Origin of the sequence: Bacillus sp. CECT 9360, from assembly GCF_918741275.1 — a bacterium.
Lineage (GTDB): Bacteria > Bacillota > Bacilli > Bacillales > DSM-1321 > Peribacillus.
Map to the genome: position 1 here is coordinate 227,994 of NZ_CAKKNA010000001.1, position 21,163 is coordinate 249,156.

The following is a 21,163-nucleotide window of genomic DNA, read 5'->3' on the forward strand; positions in this document are numbered from 1 at the left end:
CATCCGCATACTGGGTCCTTATTACTGCAACTTGTTTAAATTTTTTTCGTCCAGGGTAATACCTATACATCTAAAGGATGAGGTGAAAATAATGACGGTGACGAATAGTTATTTGTTTACAAAGGAAGACATGGTCAACCCGGATTTAGTACCTGAGTGGGTATTAAAGGAGTATGAAAATTATCGTAAAGTCGTGACAGATCGGACATTCCCTTGTTATTTTGGGATGTCAGCGGAGAAGAAGGGAGAGCTTCGTTATTCCTATATCAGCCATGATGACTGGACTCAGCTTCCGCAAACGATTGAAGAGTTTATTTCACTGTTTGACGAATCGAAACCTCTTGTGCGACACGGGTTCTTTCTTTTCGTGCAACCGGAGAAAGAAGAAAAATCCGTGGAATATTACAGGGAGTATTTCTGGAATATTCTTCAGTATTTGCATGAAAAGGATGCTAAGGCTTGGCCAGCGGATTATCCGCAAGATCCCGACCATCACCTGTGGGCATTTTCCTTTGCCGGGGAGCCATTCTTCACTTTTGGAAACGCTCCGGCTTATAAGCAGCGGAAAACGAGGGATTTAGGGAACAGTCTGGTGTTAGGATTCCAACCAAGAAGAATCTTTGAGGGCCTGGAAGGAACATCCAAAGGCGGCTTTATGTCGCGTGAAAAGGTCAGGGAGCGTGTGGAAAAATGGGATGGCCTTCCGAAGCATCCGAATATCAGCCATTACGGAGATCCTGAGCACCGGGAATGGAAGCAATACTTTATTGGGGATGACATAAAACCGATCGAAGGAAAATGTCCGTTTCATCATAAATAAGTGATATGTAAAGGGAGCATTGCATCGATAGTGATGATGCTCCTTTTGTCGTTCCGTTAAATTTTGTATAATAAAATGAGAACTGATGATTTTGGTAGATAAATAGGCAAGATTACAAACGCAATTCCTTTATAATCGAGGTTGTACAACAGTTTCAAAAGAGGAGTTTTATTATGGTACATAATTCAGTAAGTCAAATGTGGGAAAATTATTTAATAACACTGGAAAACAAATTAAAAAATGCTGAGTATTCATCCTGGCATTTTTCAGCCAATAAAGAAGATGCGAACGAGTTAGCCGCTTTAGTCAGAAATAACGTTAAAACGGCCACATCGTCTTTACATATGTTATATGAGATGGAAGGCGTAAAACGTCCTCAAAAAGGTGAACTCAATATTATTACAGACTGGGATGGAGTCGCTCAAGCTATAACGGAAACCGTAAATGTATCGATCATTCCTTTTAAAGAAGTGAGTGAAGATTTCGCTCGAAAAGAAGGAGAGGGAGATAGAACTTTGCACTATTGGAGAACGGTGCATATAGATTTCTTTACGAAAGAACTTATGAATATGAATATAGCATTTTCCGAGGATATGTTGGTTGTTTGTGAGGAGTTGAGACTCATTTATAAATAAAAAATCTAGAGCTTGATTTTAAGGGTCGAGGGAAAATAAAAAGCACTCGTTTAAAACAAGCGCTAGTTTAGGTTCCCGAATTTATAACTATGAATCTACCTGGTATCTATTCAACTGGTGTAAGTTCTGAAAGATTAACTAATTTAATAACATTATCTTTCTTGATTTCGCAATACCCGCTATCATAAATCCAATGAATGGTATAAATTTCTGACTCATACAAAACTTTGCTACCTTTGGTTAACAGAAAAACGCCCCCTGATTTAGAAGGAAACCTAATTTACAGTATAAGCATAAAGCCCTATATGGTTCAACGGTAATAAAAGCCCTGTAGACCATAAATTGTTAACGTCTCATTTTTTATATTGCTAATTCCGTGAACTTAATAGATAATTCCGTAAAAATCACACTTAATTCCGTAAACTTAGTTGGTATTACCATAAAAGTCACCCTTAATTCCGCAAAACGGATCCCGAACAGCCTAGATTTGACAAATATGTGAAACGATTCACAACTCGATGAGAATTGTGACGTACATCACACTCGTTATTAAGCTTAACTTTTAAAATTAGGACATAAACAAGAAATCCTTAATTTCATATTTTTTGTGAAATATCGAGCAAAGTGGAGGGATCTATATGAAAAAGCAAAAGCTAGTTATGATTGGAAATGGCATGGCCGGGGTACGTGCGATTGAGGAAATCCTCAAAATAAATCGGGCAGCCTACGAAATAACGATCTTCGGAAAAGAACCGCATCCCAATTATAATCGCATTCAATTGTCAAACGTCTTGCAAGGAGACACAACGATTGATGAGATTATTATGAATGATTGGGACTGGTATCGCGCCAACCATATTCAATTGCATACAGGTGAAGCCGTCACGAAAATCGATACAGCAACAAAAACGTTGTTGACTGAAAAGGGACTCTCCGTGGAATATGATAAATTGATTATTGCAACAGGGTCACTTCCGTTTATCCTTCCTATTCCGGGAGTTGATAAAGAAGGTGTCGTCGGTTTTCGTGATATCCAAGATTGTGAAATGATGATCAAGATGTCAAAAAAATATAAGAAAGCTGTTGTTATTGGCGGTGGCTTGCTTGGATTAGAGGCAGCAAAAGGTTTATTGAATCTCGGCATGCAAGTTGATGTTATCCACCTTATGGAACACCTGATGGAAAAACAACTCGATCCGACTGCTTCTGAAATGCTGCAAAAAGAATTGGCAGCGCAAGGCATGAACTTCCTGATGCAGAAACAAACGACTGAAATTTTTGGCCGGGAACGCGTTGAAGGGCTTCGTTTTAAAGACGGTACGGAAATTAAAGCAGATTTGGTCGTTATGTCAGCTGGAATCATTCCTAATATCAAGCTTGCCAGAGAAAGCGATATTTACGTGAACCGCGGCATCGTCGTCGATGATTATATGGAAACAAGTGTACCGGATGTATATGCGGTCGGCGAATGTGCCGAGCATCGGGAAATCGTCTACGGAATGGTTGCTCCTCTTTATGAACAGGGGAAAATTCTTTCAGAAAACCTTTGCGGTAAAAAAGAAAAGCCATATGAAGGCTCCGTAACAGGCACACAGCTGAAGGTATCCGAAATAGACCTTTACTCTGCGGGAGAAATTTATGATGATCCTGCTACGAAGGCAATCAAGGTTCATAACGAATTTGAAGGCATCTACAAGAAAGTTTTAATACGCGGCAACACGATTGCAGGGATCGTTTTATACGGAGACACGAAAGACAGCTCACGACTATTTCGCATGATGAACCAGAAAGAGAATATAACCGATCTGACAAATATCGCTTTCTTGCAGGCAGTGAACGCCGGAGAGCAGGCAAATGATGTGGCTTCCATGCCTGATGATGAGCTAATTTGTGGCTGTAATGGCGTAACGAAAGGGACAATCGTAAATGCCATTCAAACTCAAGGCCTTTCAACAGTTGAACAGGTTGGCGGCTGCACAAACGCAGGCAGGTCATGTGGCCGATGCAAGCCGCAAATCTCGCAAATCCTGGAATATACGTTAGGCGATAGCTTTGATCAATCTGCTCAAAAACAGACCCTTTGCGGCTGTACCACTTATAGCCGGGATGAGGTTGTCGCGGAAATTCGTGAAAAAGGGCTCACTTCTATTAAAGAAGTCATGATGGTCCTTGAATGGAAGAATGAAGAAGGCTGTACAAAATGCCGGCCTGCTCTGAACTATTATCTCGGTATGATCTATCCAGAGTATCACGATGACCGTAATTCCCGTCTCGTTAACGAAAAAATGCATGCCAATATCCAAAAGGACGGCAAGTATTCTGTTATTCCAAGAATGTATGGCGGGGTGACATCCGCAGAAGATTTACGGAAAATTGCAGAAGTCGCCGATAAATATGAAGTACCTCTCGTCAAATTAACGGGAGGGCAGCGGATTGGATTATTCGGCTTGAAGAAAGAAGACCTCCCAGATGTTTGGGAAGAGCTTGGGATGCCATCAGGCTACGCTTACGGAAAAACCCTTCGCACCGTAAAAACCTGCGTTGGCTCACAATTCTGCCGGTTTGGGACACAAGATTCCATGAGCCTCGGCATTGAGCTGGAAAAGCGTTTTGAGCGTGTAGATACACCTCATAAATGGAAAATGGGCGTTTCCGCTTGCCCGCGAAACTGTGCGGAAGCTGGAGTCAAAGATGTCGGCATCGTCGGCGTGGACGGCGGCTGGGAAATCTATGTTGGTGGTAATGGAGGAACGGACCTGCGCGCCGCGGATCTACTATGCGTGGTGAAAACGGAAGAAGAAGTGTATGAGATGGTCGGTGCCTATATGCAATACTATCGTGAAACGGCCGTCTATTTAGAACGTACAGCCAAGTGGCTGGAGCGCGTAAGTTTGTCACATGTTAAAGAAGTGCTGGCCGATGAAAACAATCGCCGTGAATTAAACGAACGCTTGAACAAAACAACAGAGCGTTATGAAGAACCATGGAAGAAAGCGATCGATGAACAACCGATCCAGAACCATTACTATACAAGACGTTCTGTGCCTGTCATAACAAAATAATTTAAGTAATGCCGGACGGATCAAACACCGTCCGGCTGCTTAATAAAAGAATCTGAAAGGAGAATGATTATGATTCCAACATTAACCCGCCACGAGATTGCAAAATACTCAGAGCTTCCTGCACTAGTAGGGCAACCTATTAAGATAGGCGACGAAGAGATCGCCTTGTTCCGCTTATCGAACGGGGAGGTTAAAGCGGTAGAAAATAAGAGTCCCCATCCTAAAGGAGGAATCCTTTCTGACGGCCTTGTCAGCGGACATTATGTGTACTGCCCGCTGTACGATTGGAAAATCTCGTTGACAGACGGAAACGTACAAGCGCCGGACGAAGGGCATGTAAAAACATATGATATACAAGTGGAAGAAGATAAAGTATTTTTTTTAAATAAGGAAGGATGATAAGAAGTTCGGTATAATCAAGGTGCCTGCACTTTTCTTAAGATAATATGAAAACATCAGGATAATGTTAAACGTGGAAGGAAGTCGTTAAGATGAAGCATGGAAAGGTATATCTAGTGGGGGCAGGCCCTGGCGATATCGGATTGATCACTGTAAAAGGTCTCGAGGCTATCCGCCGCGCGGAAGTCATCCTTTACGATAGATTAGTAAACCCAAAGCTATTGGAATTTGCGAATAACGACTGTGAACTTATCTATGGCGGTAAGCTTCCCGACCGTCATATTCTCCGACAAGAGACAATCAACGAACTTCTGATTTCCAAGGCATTGGAAGGGAAAATAGTGGTTCGTTTAAAAGGAGGCGATCCAGGTGTATTCGGGCGTGTTGGCGAAGAGGCTGCGGGCTTGGCCGAAAACGGGATTCCTTTTGAAATGGTTCCCGGTATCACATCAGGAATCGCAGCCCCGATGTATGCGGGAATCCCGGTCACTCACAGGGAATATGGCGGATCGTTTGCAATTGTGACGGCTCATGATAAATCCAAAGATGGAAAGCCAAATTTAGACTGGACTTCTTTGGCAAAAGGAATCGATACAATTGCCTTCTATATGGGTGTTGCCAACCTTCCGCATATTTGTGAAAATCTCGTAAAGCATGGGAAATCGCTTGACACACCCGTAATCCTTATCCAATGGGGAACATTGGGCAGACAAAAAACGTTGGAGGGGACACTCTCAACGATTGCTCAAAAAGTGAAAGATGCCAAGTTCAGCAATCCCGCCATCACACTTGTTGGTGATGTCGTATCGATTCGCGGGAAAATCAACTGGTTTGAGAAAAAACCGTTGTTTGGACGTCAAATTTTACTGGCACGGACAGGTACGGAAAAAAGTGCACTTGCAGCTGAACTGCGGGAACAAGGCGCTGATGTGATGGAGTATCCGAAATGGAAACGCGAGGCAGCTCCTGTAAAAGAACAGATCTTGGATCGCATAGACAGCTATGAGAAAATCCTGTTCGGTTCACCTGAAAGTGTAAAGGAATTCTTCGAGCTCTTGATTGGTCGCAGCATGGATATCCGCAAAATTAAAGCCGAATTATTTGCCAGTTCCATTAAATCAAAGAAAGCCTTGAATGAACGGGGGTTTTCAGCGGAAATCGTAGATAAAATGAATAGTACCGGTAACTTACTGATTATTGGCGATAACACCGTGGAAAGTAATGAGCAATATTTAATGAGCCAATATGGAGAATTTGATATGTTTCAGACCTCGCAAAAGCAGCTTGATGAACAGTTCATCCCTATATTCTTACGCACGCTGGAAGAAGTAAAATTAGATACAATAGTGTTCCCTAGCAGTGCATCTGTACAGCAGTTTATCGAAGGCTTGAAAACAACCAGGCTTAGTGAACAAGAGGTTATAAAGGATCTCAAAGTGATCTGTATGGGAAATCACACATATGAAGCCGCAATCGTAAATGGATTAAAGCCCAACGGCATGCCATCTTCCCCAACCTACGAAGCTCTCGTCGATTTTTTAGTTAACCAGGAATAGGGTTGCCACCCAAAAATCGAAAATATCCAAGTATGATTGATGTTTCAAACACCCCACAATCGTCTGCTACGAAACCAGAATAAAGAAAACTTTTTTCTGGCTCTCACAATGTGAGAGCTTTCTTTATGTAAACACCTTTTTTAGAGTTTGTTAACGTTCTGTTAATAGGGTTGTTTTATCATATTTATAAGTTAGGATAAAAATAGTTAATTCGACAGGAGGTAAAAACGATGAAGAAGTTGTGGTTGATAATGTCTCTTACTGTTGCCGTGTTTGCAATCCAATTTTCATCAACGGTAGCCTCAGCCGTCCAGCCTATGAAAGAATCGACAGTTGTACCACTCGCAAAAGCACACGCTCACAACGATTATGAACATGAGCGCCCGCTCTATGACGCATTGGAACATGGTTTTACAAGCGTGGAGGCTGATGTTTGGCTGGAAGACGGGGAATTGCTCGTTGCCCACGATCAAATAAACGTGAACCCGGAGCGCACCTTAAAGTCGCTTTACTTGGATCCATTAAAAGAAAGAGTTCATGAAAACCGAGGTTCCGTATACAAAGGGACTAATCAGGACTTTTTGCTTTGGATTGACATTAAATCAGAAGACGTGGCTACGTATAACGAAATTCACAAACAGCTAGCCGAATACAAAAAGATGCTGACAAAGTTTTCAAAATCAGGCGTAAAGCAAAGCGCGATTACGGTCATTATATCTGGAAACCGTCCGCGTGATCTGATGGAAGACCAGTCCATCCGATACTCCACATTCGATGGACGCATGAGCGATCTTGGAACTAATGTGCCAAATGAATTTATGCCAGTCATCAGTGATAATTGGACGAAGCACTTTACATGGCAAGGCATTGGAGAGATGCCTGAACATGAACGTGAAAAGCTAAATAATATCGTCGAGGAAGCGCATAATCAAGGTCAGATTGTCCGTTTCTGGGCCACTCCAGATAAGGCGCTTTCGAACCGCGAAGCTGTCTGGAATGAATTGCTGAAAGCTGGAGTGGACATCATTAACACCGACGACCTTCCCGGCCTCAAGCAATACCTTCTGGAACATGACCAGAATCCGACGAAACAACATATTGAATGGTAAATTTGAATTTGGATCAGACACCATCCATACCTTAGAAGTAGTCAACTGAAAGCAGTTGGCTGCTTTTCTTTTATTTTAGGAACCCTACTGACACATTTTTCTAAAAAGCTAAATATTCATTGAAGAGGAAACCGTATTAAAGTAAGCTAATATTAAATGGATATAGGTGGAAAACAAGAAGGAGTGATATTATGGATTGGTTACATTGGTATGACTGGATAACTCCTACAAATCCATTTGCTTCTATATTCTTCGGCATCTTACTCTCTGTCATAGTGGCGTTCAGTTTATGGTTTGAAACCAGAGAAAAGAAAACACTTTTGATCGCATTGTTTTCCGGTACTTTAGCTTCAGTAATTTTTGTGGTGATTTTAAGCTCCGTTGGCTTTTATCAGTAGAAAAACTTGAAGCCGGAAAAGTTAGTTTGTATTTTTATTAATTAAGTGTAGTGGTGATGCTTGCCTTATCCAGCTTGATTGCTTACCGAAATAGGATGCCAATTTTTAAAGAAATATAATGATGAAGGATAAGGGCTGTTAATCGGCAGCTCTTATTCTTTGATATTAAAGGGGGATTTTATGGAAGTCGCACAAGCTTCAAAAACTGATTTAAAACAAGTATATCAGCATACGGAAATAGCGCTTACAGAAGGAACGCTGGGCTATTTTAAGGGCGGAGAAGAAAAGGCGATAGCCATGATGGAGAAAGTGTTAAGCAATAATGGGAAACTCCTAGTCTCGAAGGAATCGGGTCAACTGGCGGGATGGATTCTGTATGGAACTCAAGCAGACAGCATGGCCGATATCGAATCAGGTTTTATCTATGAACTTTACATACTTAAGGATTATAGAAAAAAAGGCTACGGAAAGAGATTGATGGAAGAGTGTATCCAAGATCTTAAAGCGCAAGATCTTCAAGAAATCAGGCTCGCCGTTTATCAGGGGAATGGAGCAATGGAGCTGTACCGCCAGCTTGGATTTAGCGAAACTAGGATTATTATGAGCAAAAAGATAAGCGGATAGGCACCAGCCTTGTTTTAAATAAAATGGTGTATCCCCGGTCAATCCCAGGAATACACCATTTCTAAAAATTTTACATGGATGAAGCTTGTTTATTTAATCGGATTAGTAAACGTAAGCTGCTCCAACGATTATGAGAAGGATAAACAATACAACGATTAACGCGAAAGCACTTCCGCCGCCTTTGTAATCAGACATTCAATCCACCCCTTTCTAGCTTGCTAATACAGAATATGAACAACCTTGAAAATTGTCCGGGCTAATGCAAAAAATAGAACGATCTCCTAATGAAAGTGGAAAGGCGGATGAACGAGGATGCCCCGGGACCGATAATATTCTTATGGTGTGGGATCTCTTACTTAATAAACCTTGTGATGAGCGGAATCACATAGGGTCCGACAAAAGGTTTTACTTGATCATACATTCTTTTGGCGTTTTGAGCGGTCCCTGCTATTTTCATATAATCGATATTACCATCCTCATTGCGGAAATTAGACATAATCCCTGATTTCTCTTGTTTAACCGGTGCGCGACGTGAAGGCCCTAGTGAGAAAAAAGCGGGCCTGGGTCGTTGTGGTGGCGGCTGCGGTCTTCTGGAAAACAAATCAAAAACCTCCTTTGCTTTAAAACTCCTCTCACTAATTACTATATGAAAAAATAAACCCTTAAGGTCAGGTACCTGTCCATGGTGCACACATAATTGGGTGGTCAATTCCCATGTTTTTAAAAGCGAAAGAAGGAAAGAACGATAATGGTGTCAAAATAGATAAAAAAGAGCGTTTCTTCGAGGATGAAAATCATTCAATGAAAGGGGATAGGAGAATGAAGGTGCTTGTACTTGGCGGTACACGTTTTTTTGGTAAAAGACTTGTTGAATTATTGATTGAGAAGGGTGCTGATGTCACCATCGGTACGAGAGGGAAAACAGCTGACCCGTTTGGGATTCGTGTTAAACGGCTAGAGCTTGACCGGTTCAACCCGGACTCTCTTAAAGCGACAGCGGGCAGCGACGAGTGGGACATCGTGTATGATCAAATAGGCTATTCGCCAGATGATGCTAAATACGCTTGTGAGGTTTTTAAGGATAGAGTCGGCCATTATGTTTTCACTTCCTCACAATCGGTCTATAAAATGTCTGAAACAATCCTTGATGAAGAGGATTTCAATCCATACTCGTATCCTGTGCGTAAGGGAGACCGGAATCAATTCCCCTATGATGAAGGCAAACGGCTTGCGGAAGCCTTTTTTTATCAACGATCGCCTTTTCCGGTTACAGCAGTCCGGTTTCCTATTGTAATGGGAGTGGATGATTATACAGAACGGCTGCTGTTTCATGTGAGAAAAGTAAAGGAGGGACAAGAGATTGGCCTAAGCAATTGGAAATCATCTCTGTCGTTCATTTCCTCTGAAGAGGCAGCGGCATTTTTAGCTTTTACCGGAGAGAACCCGTTTAATTCTCCGGTAAACGCATGTTCAAATGGTTCTATTGCATTGAAGGAGCTCATGGCTCTTATTGAAGAGAAAACGGGAAAAACAACAATCGTAACCGAGAATATAACCGAGACCAACGAATCACCATATAATCTGCCGATTTCATGGGTTATCGCTAACGATAAAGCCCAAAAAGCCGGATTTCAGTTTAAGAATTTAAAAGAATGGCTTCCTGTGTTGATTTCAGAACTCGCAGGTGAGGTACCAACCATTTAAGTGAAAAAGGAAGAGAGGGAAAGCGATGGGTTTTTATTGGGTCGGTTTAATCTTTTGGCTTTTGATCGCAGTTTCTTGTTTCCTATTTTTATACGGGCTTGTTAAAAAGTCCTGGAAATCCCTTATTATAAGCGGCATAGCGTTCTCACCGATTGCCTTGTATTTCAGTGGTTCAGAAAACAGCTATAGATTACTAGGGATTCTGCCTTTGGTTCTTTTTATCCTAGCAATATATATCAGAAAGAGAGTCAAACACTCATGAAGACTAGTTCTCCCAAACTTCCTTTAACAGCTGAAGAAAAGTCAAAATTAAGAACATCTAAAATAAAATTGAATCAAATAGTGAATATGGACTTATCTGAACTATCCCGATGCTTGCAATCCACAGAACGAGCCAGGTACCTTCAAGCTCTCGCACAATTTCAAGCAATCCCTTCAATCGGTCCAAAGTTAGCTCAAATGGTTATCGAACTTGGTTATTATTCTCTTGAGGAGATCAAGGCGAGGAAGGTGCGGAACTACTCAATCGGTTGGAAGCGATAGTCGGTCACTGGGAAGATCCCTGCGTAGAAGACTCATTGCGTTGTGTTGTTCATCACGCTAACCATCCAGGCAGTGATAGAAGTTGGTGGCATTTTACAGCGGAAAGGAAAGAGTACCGGGAACAATATGGGTACCCAGCGACTAGACCGAGTATCCCTTGGTATGAAGCCAAAGACAAATAATGGGCCAGGTACCATCCAGAGTAAGCAAGCTTTTTTCAATAAAATATAACTTATTTAACTATGCACGAAACGTTTTTTCCAATTCTTGTCCTAATCCAAAATAATAATGGCGGAAATTGTAGATAAGAGGATTCCACTTATTCGGATCAATATGTTTGTCATCCATAAGAATATTTTCATGGGCATGTACGAGTAGAGTCTTGGTTTCCACAATGGCAAAATAAGGCGAGTGCTCTGGAACAGTTAGATTTTTAACAGTTGCTTCAATTTGAATCGGGCATTCGTCGATTCGGCTCGGTGTTACTTTTTCTGCAGACAGGGGAGTTAGTTCGCTCACAGTGTACTTTTCCCGTTGGAAGGTAAAGCCCAAATCTTTTTTATAATTAGGCACGTCTTCTTTTCCGGTGTAATGAGCAATTTTTTCTACGTTTTCCCACAAGTCTTTATTAGGGATATTAATGACACATTCAGAAGTTCGTTTTAAATTGTCAAATGCCTTCCCGCCACTTCCTATTCCTAAATTAATACAATCACCCAAAGCCCAGGACGACGATATAGGGCTAATATTTGTAGAACCATCTTCATTAAGGGTAGTAAGTAAGACCACCGGTGTTCCATAATATAAAATCTTAGGTTCGATAATCCTTGAATTTCGATTTAACGTCTTTCTATTCACTACAATCTCTCCTCGTGATAAATTCTTTAAAAACTTTGTACTTCCAATTTTTTCAACTATCATCGAAATATGGAATACAAATGGAGGAATTCAATTTGAGCATCAATCAAAATGTAGCAAACATAGCTGCCCTTATAAACGAGCACTCACGCTCCGCTATCTTAACTGTGTTAATGGATGGAAGATTTCATACAGCGAGTGAATTGTCTTTCATGATCGGTATCACACCTCAAACCATTAGTTATCATCTTTCTAAATTAGTCGAGGGGAACTTAAAAGCAGTGGAAGGTCAGGGAAGACATCGCTATTTTGGAATTCAGAATCAAGAAGTGCCCAGACCATGGAACATCTGCTTGCTATCGCACCTCCTGTCGAAATCAAATCACTTAGACATTCTAGAGAAGATAACGCCATACGAATCGCAAGAACCTGCTATGATCATATCGCCGGCAATTTAGGTGTAAAAATAACAGATTCATTGATTGAAATGAGCGTGATAAAACAAAGTGAAAATGATTTTGTGCTTTCACACGAAGGGGAGCATTTCTTTAATGATTTTCAAATTAAAGTCGAAGATGTTAAAAAGAAGAGGATATCTTTTTGCCATAAATGCCTGGACTGCAGTGAAAGGCGTCATCATTTAGCGGGAGCACTTGGGAATGCTCTACTAGAGAGGTTCCTGGAACTTCGATGGATTTCACGTTCGGTTAATTCAAGAGCCTTAATCATCACTCCTCATGGAAAAAAAGCATTCAGGACAAGTTTTCAATTGAAATTTGATCGGATGAAGGCTCCCTTGAATAACGGTATGTCCTTGCGCCAACTATTTTTAATCGATATCATGGAGGCATACTAAATTTATGTTTTGAAAGGGTGAGTCACCATGGGAAAACAACTGCCTCCTGGTCAATTCGAAACGGAAAAATGGCCGATCCTGCATCAGGGTGATGTTTATGAATTCGACGAAGAAACATGGAATTTCAGATTGTTCGGAGCTGTGAAAAATGAGGTCACCTTATCGTTTGCTGAGGTGATGAACCTGCCGAAGACGATCTCGACAGTCGATATGCATTGCGTTACGGCCTGGTCAAAGTTTGATACGACATTTGAAGGGATCGCGCTAAGGGAGCTGTTGAAGCTAGTTGAACTGAATGAGGATGTTACCCATGTCCAAATTTATGGATACTATGACGGAGACCGGTTTGGATATAATGCCAACATGCCGCTTAAAGACCTGTTAGGTGATGACGCTTTGTTTGTTTACCGCTGGAAGGACCAAACCCATGACTGGCAGGATCTATCGCCAAAGCATGGTTATCCTCTACGATTTATCCCGCCGGCTTCTTTTTATTTATGGAAAGGGACCAAGTGGGTGTCGGGCATTCGATTTATGAACGTTAATGTAGCCGGTTTCTGGGAACAGCTTGGTTATTCAATGTCAGCGAATCCTTTTAAAGAGGAAAGATATAGCTAAGTTTATTGAAGTTGGCCAATAATAAGAAGAGGGCGGATTCAGCAGAGAATCTGCCCTCTTCCTGGACAACTCTACCCTAGTATCCCTTTGTATAATCGACCAGGTTAACGGTAGGTTTGTTTCCTTTAAGATAGTCTTTCAGGTTTGGTATGAATATGTTTTCGAGTACCCTTTGGTCATAATACTCGGTGGAACCGGCGGTATGAGGGGTGATGATCACATTATCTAGCTCCCATAACGGGCTTTCTTCCGTCAATGGCTCTTTTTCAAAGACATCAAGGCCTGCCCCGGCGATCTCCCCATTCTTTAATGCATCAATGAGCTCTTGTTCCACAACTGTTTCTCCACGGCCAATATTGATAAAAAATGCTGTTTTTTTCATTTTTTTAAATTCTTCCGAGCCGAATAAATGATGGGTTTGTTTTGTATGTGGGAGAGTTAGCACGACATAATCACACCGGGGAAGTATGGAATGAAGTTCTTCCCCGGTGAACATTTCATCGACGAATTCTTCAGACATGCCAGAATTCCTGATGCCTAATACAGTCATCCCAAAGGCTTTTGCGATTTTGGCCGTTTCCTTGCCTATCACTCCGACACCAATGATCCCAATTGTCTTCCCATGAATCTCAAGCTTCATGTTAGCATGATCCCAGGTTTTTGAGCTTTGGTTTCTAACATATGTATGGATCTTCCTCGTCCATGCAAGCATTAACCCAAAGATTGTTTCTGAGATGGGGAAGGCATGGACTCCGTTTGCACTGGTTAGTATCACATTCTTGGACTCTAATGTTTTCAATGGCAAAGAGTCGATCCCGGCACTCCATGTTTGCAGCCAGCGAAGCGAGGATTGATTATCCAGCTTGTCTTTCATTCCTTTTTTCCAGCCCGCGATGATTTCGGCATCTTGAACATGGTCGTTCCAAATTTCAGAATCTCTTCCTGTTATAATCGTCCATTCGGGAATGATTTCTTTTATTTGGTTGATAAAGTTTTGGTCAATATTATGGGTGATGACCAGCTTCCTATTCTTCATAAACAGTCTCCTAATGTAAGATTTATAATAAATATACGTCAATTTAATGGAAATTTCTACGAATTTGATGCTCTTGAATTTTTATGTAATTGGAAAGAGCACACCTACATAACAATGGGTGGCCCCTTCAAAAAAATTAATAGAAAGGTGAGTCATGAGGAGTGTGGTGAGGATAATGCGAATGTGCGAGTCCGTAGAGATTCTCAAACATTTGCACTGCGGCCATTGCGACCTCTAAGTCGTTGGCAACCGTGCTGCCGCTGACGCCGACTCCGCCGACAATCTTTCCATCCTTCATTAGGGGAATTCCTCCACCAATCACAACCAAACGTCCATGGTTCGTAGTGTTGATTCCATACAATTCCGCGTTCGGGACTGACATTTTAGCCAATTTTAAAGTTGGCATTTTCATCGAAACGGCTGTCCATGCCTTATTTTTTGAGATATTGATACTGGCGATCGCCGCATCATCCATCCGGTGAGTGGCGATCAAGTTTCCGCCTTCATCAACAATGGAAATCACTTCAGAAATGCCAAGCTCCTGTGCTCGCCTTTCCGCGGCTTTCAAAAGTTTTTTTGCAACGTCCAGCGTTATTTTTAACATTAAAATCCGCCCCTTAAAACTGAATCTTCCATAGTTCTATCCATGAACCCATCTTATGTACCTCTGCGTTTGTCTGTGTTTGGTCATCTATAATTTAAAGCAAAACAGAAAGGAGGGAACACTTGTATATAAAGAAAAGCCCATACCATTTAGGTATGAGCTTTCCATTTTCATTTAAAAATACATTTCTGATGAATAACCATCGGAACTTCGTCCTGTTCTCCAAATATAACGGTTATCTACCAGGCTTCCTTTTGTGATCCAAACATATTTCTTTTTCGAATGAGATGTGCTCAATACACGTTTTGAAGTCGCTGTTAAACTCATGTTTTCCAGTCCCTCCTCATTGGTATTGACTTTAGCTGATATTTAGATGTCTGAATTCAGGCCCTAACGCTACGTCCATCGGTTTTTCACCAATGTCCCTTTCGTCAGTCTGACAAATCTTGAATGTACCTTAGTCAATACGGATCTTGAAGTCGCTGTTAGATCTTCCAATTTAACCAGTCCCTTCATATTGTATTGCCTTACATTCTTAGTATTCCCGCTTTTTAACAATAAAAACTATTTATTCGTTATTAAAAAGTGGATGTTTAACCATGATTATCCAGAAGAAGAAAGGGTTTGTATGTTAAATCAACTATCATTCTTATTCGTTACTTAGAAGAGACTGTTTTCATTCCAGTAATTTCTGAAATGATTTCGAAGGATCGCAAGCGATCAAAATGGTCAAAGATCGAAGCGTTAATGATCATTTCATCAGCTTGTGTTTCATCTAAAAATGCTTGTAATTTTTCTTTTACCGTTTCTGGACCACCGATAATAGACGAACCCAGCTGTTGTTCGAGGGCAGCTTCCTCGTAAGGTGTCCAAAGTTCATCCATGCTGTCAACCGGCGGTTTGATTTGTCCTGGAGTATTGCGGATCAGGTCCAAGAATTGTTGTTGCATAGAAGTAGCAAGGCGTTTTGCTTTTTCTTCACTATCCGCTGCAATTACGTTCACCCCAACCATCGCGTATGGCTTGTCAAGAAATTCAGAAGGCCGGAAATTGTTACGGTACAATTTCAACGCACCTAACGTATTTTTGGGAGAAAAATGGCTCGCAAAAGAAAACGGAAGGCCAAGTTGCCCAGCTAATTGTGCGCTAAAACCGCTTGAACCAAGTAGCCAGATCGGAATATTCAGACCTTCACCAGGAACCGCCCTGACATGTCTATTCGAAGCTAGGGCAGGTTTGAAGTAGGAGCGTAATTCTTCTAATTGTTCAGGGAAATCCTCACCATTACTCGTTTTATCACGGCGAAGGGCATAGGCTGTCAGTTGATCGGTACCCGGTGCGCGACCGAGGCCCAGATCGACACGCCCAGGAAATAGCGACTCCAATGTACCGAATTGCTCGGCAATTACCAGCGGAGCATGATTTGGTAACATAATACCTCCGGAGCCTATACGAATTTTCGAGGTGCCTGCGCCCACATGGCCAATCACTACGGAAGTGGCAGAGCTTGCAATCCCGGTCATGTTGTGATGTTCAGCGAGCCAAAAACGGGTATAGCCCCATTTTTCAACATGCTGTGCAAGATCGAGTGTATTCTGCAAAGACTCAGAAACACTGCCGCCGACTACAACCGGAGCGAGATCGAGCACAGAAAATTTGATATCAGTTAATTGCTTTGTATTTTCACTAGACATACTTTCAACTTCTTTCTGTTGGATTATCTTTTTAATGGAGAAGGAAAGAGATCAATGTAGATTTCTTAATTACTTTTGGAATTAAAATAAACTTAACTTTTTTAACCTTGACAGATGTCTAGCTACGACGTACAGGACGTACAAGTGCCGACGTCGCCACACGATGTGGCGATCTTAGTCGGCCAGCGCCCAACCCCTCGGGTCATAAGCCAAACCACTGTGGTGGCTGGAGAACTGCCTCCTCGCGGTTCGTCTTATGCCTGTCGGTCTTGCCCAGGATGGGCTGGCATCGACGTTTGCCACATGATGTGGCAGATTTTAGTCGATGTTCCACACTTGCAAGGCGCTTCCGCTTTTCAAGTAAGTTGACCAAATTATATCGGTTAAAAAAAAGATGAGCAAAGAAACTGCTCATCCTTGATATGATTATTTTATGGAAATCATGAAAAATTAAACATTCAAAAACTTGACGCACACTGGATAAGGCACGTGTACATCTGACTGAAGCAAGGTGAGTTTTCCTGTTGCTTCATCTCTTGAGTATAGAACGAGGTTATGTGATTCCTGGTTGGATGCTACAACAAATTTCCCGGATGGATCCAACACAAAATCACGCGGCCAATTTCCTTCGGTAGAAGTGTGTTCAACAAAAGACAGTTCACCAGTCTTCTCATTTACCGAAAATAGAGCAATGCTGTCATGGCCACGGTTACCGGCGTAGACAAATTTCCCGTCCAAAGAAATGTGAATGGCGCTGCCCTGGGTATTCTCTGTAAAATCTTCAGGAATGGTGGAGATATATTGAAATTCAGTAAAGCTGCCATCTTCTGAATTGTAAGTTAAACCAATTACTTCGTTGCTAAGCTCTGTCATGATATAGGCATATTTTCCGTTTGGATGGAAGACGAGATGCCTCGGTCCACTTCCAGCTTCGACGTCGAGTGAATGCACTTCGGTTAATTGGCCGTTATCATGTTTATATGTAGACAGCTTGTCGATGCCTAAATCGACAACCGCGACAAATCTTTCATCAGGGGTAAAGCCAGCATAATGTACATGGGGCTTTTCTTGCCTTTCTTTATTCGGTCCTGTGCCCTCATGCTGGATAACAGACACAACAGGACTGAGCGATCCTTCCTTATCCTCAACGCGATAAGATTCAACTGTTCCCTTATGATAGTTCGAGGTTACAACCGTATGCATTTCGCTATCAACGCTCACATGGCAAGGGGAAGCCCCGGCCGACACTTGGGTGTTTTTCAGAGATAGCTCTCCAGTTGTACGATCGATTGAATAAGCTGCCGCACCGCCAAATTCTCCTTGTTTGGTTACTGCAAACAAGTTTTCATTGTCGTTGCTGATTGTTACGTATGTAGGGTTTTCCAGTTCCGCGGCCAGTGTTGTCTCGCTTAACTTTTCGTTATCTGTATCGAGGGTGAAGGTATAAATGCCTTTGCTGTCGCCTTTGGTATACGTTCCAACGTAGCCAATGAATTTTGTCATGATCTCTCCTCCTGTACATTTCTAGTGTTAGTTTATCATAAGTCGAATGCATTCAAGCATTTCAGGCATTGAACATTCAACCTAACCATCTAAGCACAGTATTCACCACTATCCGAAAATATAAAGGATAATCCTGATAAATGTAGAAAGTGAATGATGATAGAAAGCAGACATAATCATAAAAAGGGAGGGAGGACCATTTCATAACATGCCTTTGCGATACTCCAAGATTTAATTCGCCACATTTGAATTTTTGTAACCACTTTCAAAAATACTTCTCTTCAAGAAATTCCACCATAAAAGCTAAATGAAAAACTGGGAGGATGAAAAATGGCTGAAGTCTTAACTATCGAATCTCAAAAAAACTCACGCCCTTTTTTAAATGAGGATCATCTCTTATTTCAGCAATCTTTACGTAAATTTCTCGAAAAGGAAGCTGTTCCTTTTTTCGACCAATGGGAGAAAGATGGGCTGGTACCACGATCGTTTTGGAAAAAGGTAGGAGGCAATGGATTCTTATGTCCATGGATTGATGAACAGTATGGAGGGCTAGGAGCCGATTTTGGTTTTTCCGTCATACTTGCGGAGGAACTTGGCCGGGTTGGTGCAGGCTTGGGGGGAATCTCCCTGCATTGCGACATTGTTGCTCCCTATATCGCTTCATTTGGGACAGTGGCGCAAAAAGAAAAATATCTTCCATTATTTTTAACCGGAGAAATGATTTCTGCTATCGCCATGACCGAACCCGGGGCCGGATCTGACCTGGCGAATATTCAAGCGACAGCAGAAAAAAAAGATGACCACTATATTATTAATGGTACCAAAACGTTTATTACAAACGGCTACCAGGCCGACTTTATCATCGTTGCCGTGAAGACAGACCTACATGCAAAACCTGCCCATAAAGGGATCAGCTTATTTATTATTGAAAAGGATACGCCTGGTTTTTCACGTGGAAAAAAACTTGAAAAAATTGGCCAACATGCATCCGATACAGCAGAATTGTTTTTCGAAAATGCGATCGTCTCGACGGAAAATTTAATCGGAGAAGAAGGAATGGGATTTTTTTATCTCATGCAGAAGCTGCAGCAGGAGCGTCTTCTTTGTGCCATCGGTGCCCAATTGTCCGCCGAAGATATGCTATTTTTAACGCTTGCCTACATAAAAGAACGGGAGGCGTTTGGAAGAAAAATCAGTCAATTTCAAAACACTCAGTTTACGATTGCGGAAATGGCAACGGAAATCCAGCTTGGGCGGACTTTCGTAGATGACCTTATCGTAAAACATATACAAGGAAAAGATATCGTCACTGAAGTATCGATGGCGAAATATTGGATCACTGAAATGGCTAAAAGAGCGTCTGGAAAATGCATGCAGCTTCATGGAGGATACGGGTATATGGAAGAGTATAAGATTGCCCGCCGGTACCGGGATATTCCGGTCACGACCATCTTCGCAGGTTCGAACGAAATCATGAAGATAATCATTGCGAAGAATCTCGGGCTATAAATCATTAAAGCAATCGGTTAAAACAGGTTCTTATAAAATCGTGGAGGTTATGAATTATGAATATTGTTGAATTGCTGTCATCAACAGTTGAACGTTTACCAGATAACCCAGCCATACATTTTAAGAATGAGATTTTAACATATAAGGAATTACAGCATAAGGTTTTTCAAGCAGCAGCAGGTTTGCGGAGTCTCGGCGTAAATGAGAATACAAATGTCGCTCTCATGATGACCAACCGACCAGAGTATATCATTACCTATTTTGCACTTCTGGCAAACGGAGCGACGGTTGTTCCAATCAATCCATTATTTAAAGAACAAGAAGTAACGTATATCCTAAATGACTCGGAATCTGAATTCCTGATTATCGAAGAATTGTCACGCCAGGTTATCGAAAATGCAAGACCTCAGTTTCAAAGTATAAAAGAGATTATATATTATGGAGACCAAGCACTTTCAGGATATTTGAACTGGAAAGAGTTGCTGCTGCATTCCCCGATCACGGAGATTGTACAGCGAAAATCAATCGACACGGCCCAGATTATTTATACTTCTGGAACAACAGGCAATCCGAAAGGCGCCATGATCAGCCACTCTAACTTAAATTGGATGGCGATTACGTCCGCGGTTTTTAGTGAGATAAAACCGGGGGATCGGATTATGTGTGTGTTGCCATTATTCCATGCCTATGCAAAGCTTCAAGGGTTCCTTTCACCGATCTCACATGGGGCGACGATTTATTTGGAGGAGCGGTTTGAACCTGTTTCGATTTTGGACTCAATCGCTAGTCAAAAGATTACTGTGTTTTTAGGAGTCCCAACCATGTATGCGATGTTCGTTCAATCTCCCAATATCACAGAATTGGATTTTTCAAATCTTCGGATCGCCGGGTCGGGAGGAGCGAGTATCCCAGTCGAAATTATTGAGAAGGCAAACCGTTTAATGGGCGTGGAGATAGCAGAAGGGTATGGGATGACTGAGAGCACGGTCATGTTAACCGCAACCCCTGCCAGCGCGGAGAAAAAACATGGTTCCGTCGGTTTGCCCCTTCCAGGTGTTGACTTAAAGATCATTGACCCGGAAGGAAGCACGTTACCGCCAAAAGCGGTGGGCGAAATTGTTTTTAGAGGGCCAAATGCCATGAAAAGCTATTATAAAAAACCACAGGAAACGGAAAATTCGATTAAGGACGGTTGGCTGTATACCGGAGATCTCGCGTACCAAGATGAAGACGGATATATTTTTATTGTCGACCGTAAAAAAGACTTAATCATACGTGGTGGCTATAACGTCTATCCAAGAGAGATTGAGGAAATTCTGTATGCCCATCGTGAGGTAGTTGAATGTGCAGTAATTGGCAGGCCTGACCCGATTTTAGGGGAAAAAATCGTCGCTTATATCGTTATAAAGACGAGCCAAAGCGAAAAAGATCTTCAGGATTTCTGTAAAGAAAAGCTGGTTCATTATAAAGTCCCTGACCATATTTGCTTTATCGATCAGCTGCCAAAATCGGGAACCGGTAAGATTTTAAAAACCGCTTTAAAAAAACAAGATAAAAATTTTGTGTGAAATAACTCAGGTTCATAGCTCATCAATCCAAATCAGCTAATCATTTATCCAACTCAATCAACGATAA

Annotated in this window: 20 protein-coding genes and 2 pseudogenes; 14 read left to right on the forward strand and 8 right to left on the reverse strand. The window is 41.8% G+C overall.

The window, feature by feature from the left end; all coding sequences use genetic code 11:
- The first annotated feature begins 91 nt into the window (after positions 1 to 91).
- The 8 genes from LQ216_RS01005 to LQ216_RS01040 all read left to right on the forward strand — a co-directional run bounded on the left by LQ216_RS01005 (position 92) and on the right by LQ216_RS01040 (position 8,603).
- Positions 92 to 820, forward strand: a complete 729-nt coding sequence (locus LQ216_RS01005) for a YqcI/YcgG family protein (protein WP_230126267.1) — start codon at positions 92 to 94, stop codon at positions 818 to 820.
- Positions 821 to 993: 173 nt separating this feature from the next.
- On the forward strand, positions 994 to 1,455 hold the full coding sequence (locus LQ216_RS01010) for an ASCH domain-containing protein (RefSeq protein WP_230126268.1): 462 nt from the start codon (positions 994 to 996) through the stop codon (positions 1,453 to 1,455).
- A gap of 638 nt (positions 1,456 to 2,093) precedes the next feature.
- Positions 2,094 to 4,517, forward strand: a complete 2,424-nt coding sequence (nirB, locus tag LQ216_RS01015; RefSeq protein WP_230126269.1) for a nitrite reductase large subunit NirB — start codon at positions 2,094 to 2,096, stop codon at positions 4,515 to 4,517.
- A 66-nt stretch (positions 4,518 to 4,583) separates the two neighbouring features.
- Positions 4,584 to 4,916 (forward strand): nitrite reductase small subunit NirD, encoded by a 333-nt coding sequence (gene nirD / locus LQ216_RS01020; protein ID WP_230126433.1) that lies wholly within the window; start codon positions 4,584 to 4,586, stop codon positions 4,914 to 4,916.
- A gap of 92 nt (positions 4,917 to 5,008) precedes the next feature.
- Positions 5,009 to 6,472, forward strand: coding sequence for a uroporphyrinogen-III C-methyltransferase (gene cobA / locus LQ216_RS01025; protein ID WP_230126270.1), 1,464 nt, complete (start codon positions 5,009 to 5,011; stop codon positions 6,470 to 6,472).
- 230 nt (positions 6,473 to 6,702) lie between these two features.
- A complete protein-coding gene (locus LQ216_RS01030) occupies positions 6,703 to 7,581 on the forward strand; it encodes a phosphatidylinositol-specific phospholipase C/glycerophosphodiester phosphodiesterase family protein (RefSeq protein WP_230126271.1) in 879 nt (292 codons plus the stop codon).
- Between the two features lie 191 nt (positions 7,582 to 7,772).
- Entirely contained in the window at positions 7,773 to 7,979 is a 207-nt protein-coding gene (locus LQ216_RS01035) for a hypothetical protein (RefSeq protein WP_230126272.1), read from the forward strand.
- Positions 7,980 to 8,159: 180 nt separating this feature from the next.
- Positions 8,160 to 8,603, forward strand: coding sequence for a GNAT family N-acetyltransferase (locus LQ216_RS01040; RefSeq protein WP_230126273.1), 444 nt, complete (start codon positions 8,160 to 8,162; stop codon positions 8,601 to 8,603).
- Positions 8,604 to 8,705: 102 nt separating this feature from the next.
- On the opposite strand, the gene LQ216_RS01045 is transcribed toward LQ216_RS01040, so the two are convergent.
- Positions 8,706 to 8,798, reverse strand: a complete 93-nt coding sequence (locus tag LQ216_RS01045) for a YjcZ family sporulation protein (RefSeq protein WP_230126274.1) — start codon at positions 8,796 to 8,798, stop codon at positions 8,706 to 8,708.
- Positions 8,799 to 8,955: 157 nt separating this feature from the next.
- Positions 8,956 to 9,204, reverse strand: coding sequence for a YppG family protein (locus tag LQ216_RS01050; protein ID WP_160118452.1), 249 nt, complete (start codon positions 9,202 to 9,204; stop codon positions 8,956 to 8,958).
- 218 nt (positions 9,205 to 9,422) lie between these two features.
- On the opposite strand from LQ216_RS01050, the gene LQ216_RS01055 reads away from it, so the two are divergent.
- Both LQ216_RS01055 and LQ216_RS20425 read left to right on the forward strand, forming a co-directional pair.
- Positions 9,423 to 10,307 carry an NAD-dependent epimerase/dehydratase family protein gene (locus LQ216_RS01055; RefSeq protein WP_230126434.1) on the forward strand — a complete coding sequence of 295 codons (885 nt, stop codon included), beginning with the start codon at positions 9,423 to 9,425 and terminating at the stop codon, positions 10,305 to 10,307.
- A 459-nt stretch (positions 10,308 to 10,766) separates the two neighbouring features.
- A pseudogene (locus tag LQ216_RS20425) lies at positions 10,767 to 11,032 on the forward strand (helix-hairpin-helix domain-containing protein).
- A 58-nt stretch (positions 11,033 to 11,090) separates the two neighbouring features.
- Here the strand turns inward: LQ216_RS20425 and LQ216_RS01065 are convergent.
- Positions 11,091 to 11,708 (reverse strand): flavin reductase family protein, encoded by a 618-nt coding sequence (locus LQ216_RS01065; RefSeq protein ID WP_230126275.1) that lies wholly within the window; start codon positions 11,706 to 11,708, stop codon positions 11,091 to 11,093.
- Between the two features lie 95 nt (positions 11,709 to 11,803).
- On the opposite strand from LQ216_RS01065, the pseudogene LQ216_RS01070 reads away from it, so the two are divergent.
- Together LQ216_RS01070 and LQ216_RS01075 are read left to right on the forward strand one after the other, a co-directional pair.
- Positions 11,804 to 12,564: pseudogene (locus LQ216_RS01070) on the forward strand (winged helix-turn-helix domain-containing protein).
- A gap of 27 nt (positions 12,565 to 12,591) precedes the next feature.
- The gene (locus LQ216_RS01075; protein ID WP_230126276.1) at positions 12,592 to 13,182 is read left to right on the forward strand and encodes a molybdopterin-dependent oxidoreductase; all 591 of its coding nucleotides are present in this window, start codon (positions 12,592 to 12,594) and stop codon (positions 13,180 to 13,182) included.
- A 76-nt stretch (positions 13,183 to 13,258) separates the two neighbouring features.
- Here the strand turns inward: LQ216_RS01075 and LQ216_RS01080 are convergent, their stop codons facing one another.
- From LQ216_RS01080 to LQ216_RS01100, 5 genes are all read right to left on the reverse strand, one after another.
- Positions 13,259 to 14,218, reverse strand: a complete 960-nt coding sequence (locus LQ216_RS01080; RefSeq protein WP_230126277.1) for a D-2-hydroxyacid dehydrogenase — start codon at positions 14,216 to 14,218, stop codon at positions 13,259 to 13,261.
- Positions 14,219 to 14,354: 136 nt separating this feature from the next.
- The gene (locus LQ216_RS01085; RefSeq protein ID WP_230126278.1) at positions 14,355 to 14,822 is read right to left on the reverse strand and encodes a heme-binding protein; all 468 of its coding nucleotides are present in this window, start codon (positions 14,820 to 14,822) and stop codon (positions 14,355 to 14,357) included.
- Between the two features lie 174 nt (positions 14,823 to 14,996).
- Positions 14,997 to 15,149, reverse strand: a complete 153-nt coding sequence (locus LQ216_RS01090) for a hypothetical protein (RefSeq protein WP_230126279.1) — start codon at positions 15,147 to 15,149, stop codon at positions 14,997 to 14,999.
- Between the two features lie 329 nt (positions 15,150 to 15,478).
- Positions 15,479 to 16,516, reverse strand: coding sequence for an LLM class flavin-dependent oxidoreductase (locus tag LQ216_RS01095; RefSeq protein ID WP_230126280.1), 1,038 nt, complete (start codon positions 16,514 to 16,516; stop codon positions 15,479 to 15,481).
- Positions 16,517 to 16,966: 450 nt separating this feature from the next.
- Positions 16,967 to 18,019: a lactonase family protein gene (locus LQ216_RS01100; protein ID WP_230126281.1), complete on the reverse strand. Its 1,053-nt coding sequence runs from the start codon at positions 18,017 to 18,019 to the stop codon at positions 16,967 to 16,969.
- Positions 18,020 to 18,349: 330 nt separating this feature from the next.
- On the opposite strand from LQ216_RS01100, the gene LQ216_RS01105 reads away from it, so the two are divergent.
- The gene (locus tag LQ216_RS01105; protein ID WP_230126282.1) at positions 18,350 to 19,528 is read left to right on the forward strand and encodes an acyl-CoA dehydrogenase family protein; all 1,179 of its coding nucleotides are present in this window, start codon (positions 18,350 to 18,352) and stop codon (positions 19,526 to 19,528) included.
- 56 nt (positions 19,529 to 19,584) lie between these two features.
- Entirely contained in the window at positions 19,585 to 21,096 is a 1,512-nt protein-coding gene (locus tag LQ216_RS01110) for a long-chain fatty acid--CoA ligase (RefSeq protein ID WP_230126283.1), read from the forward strand.
- Positions 21,097 to 21,163: the final 67 nt, after the last annotated feature.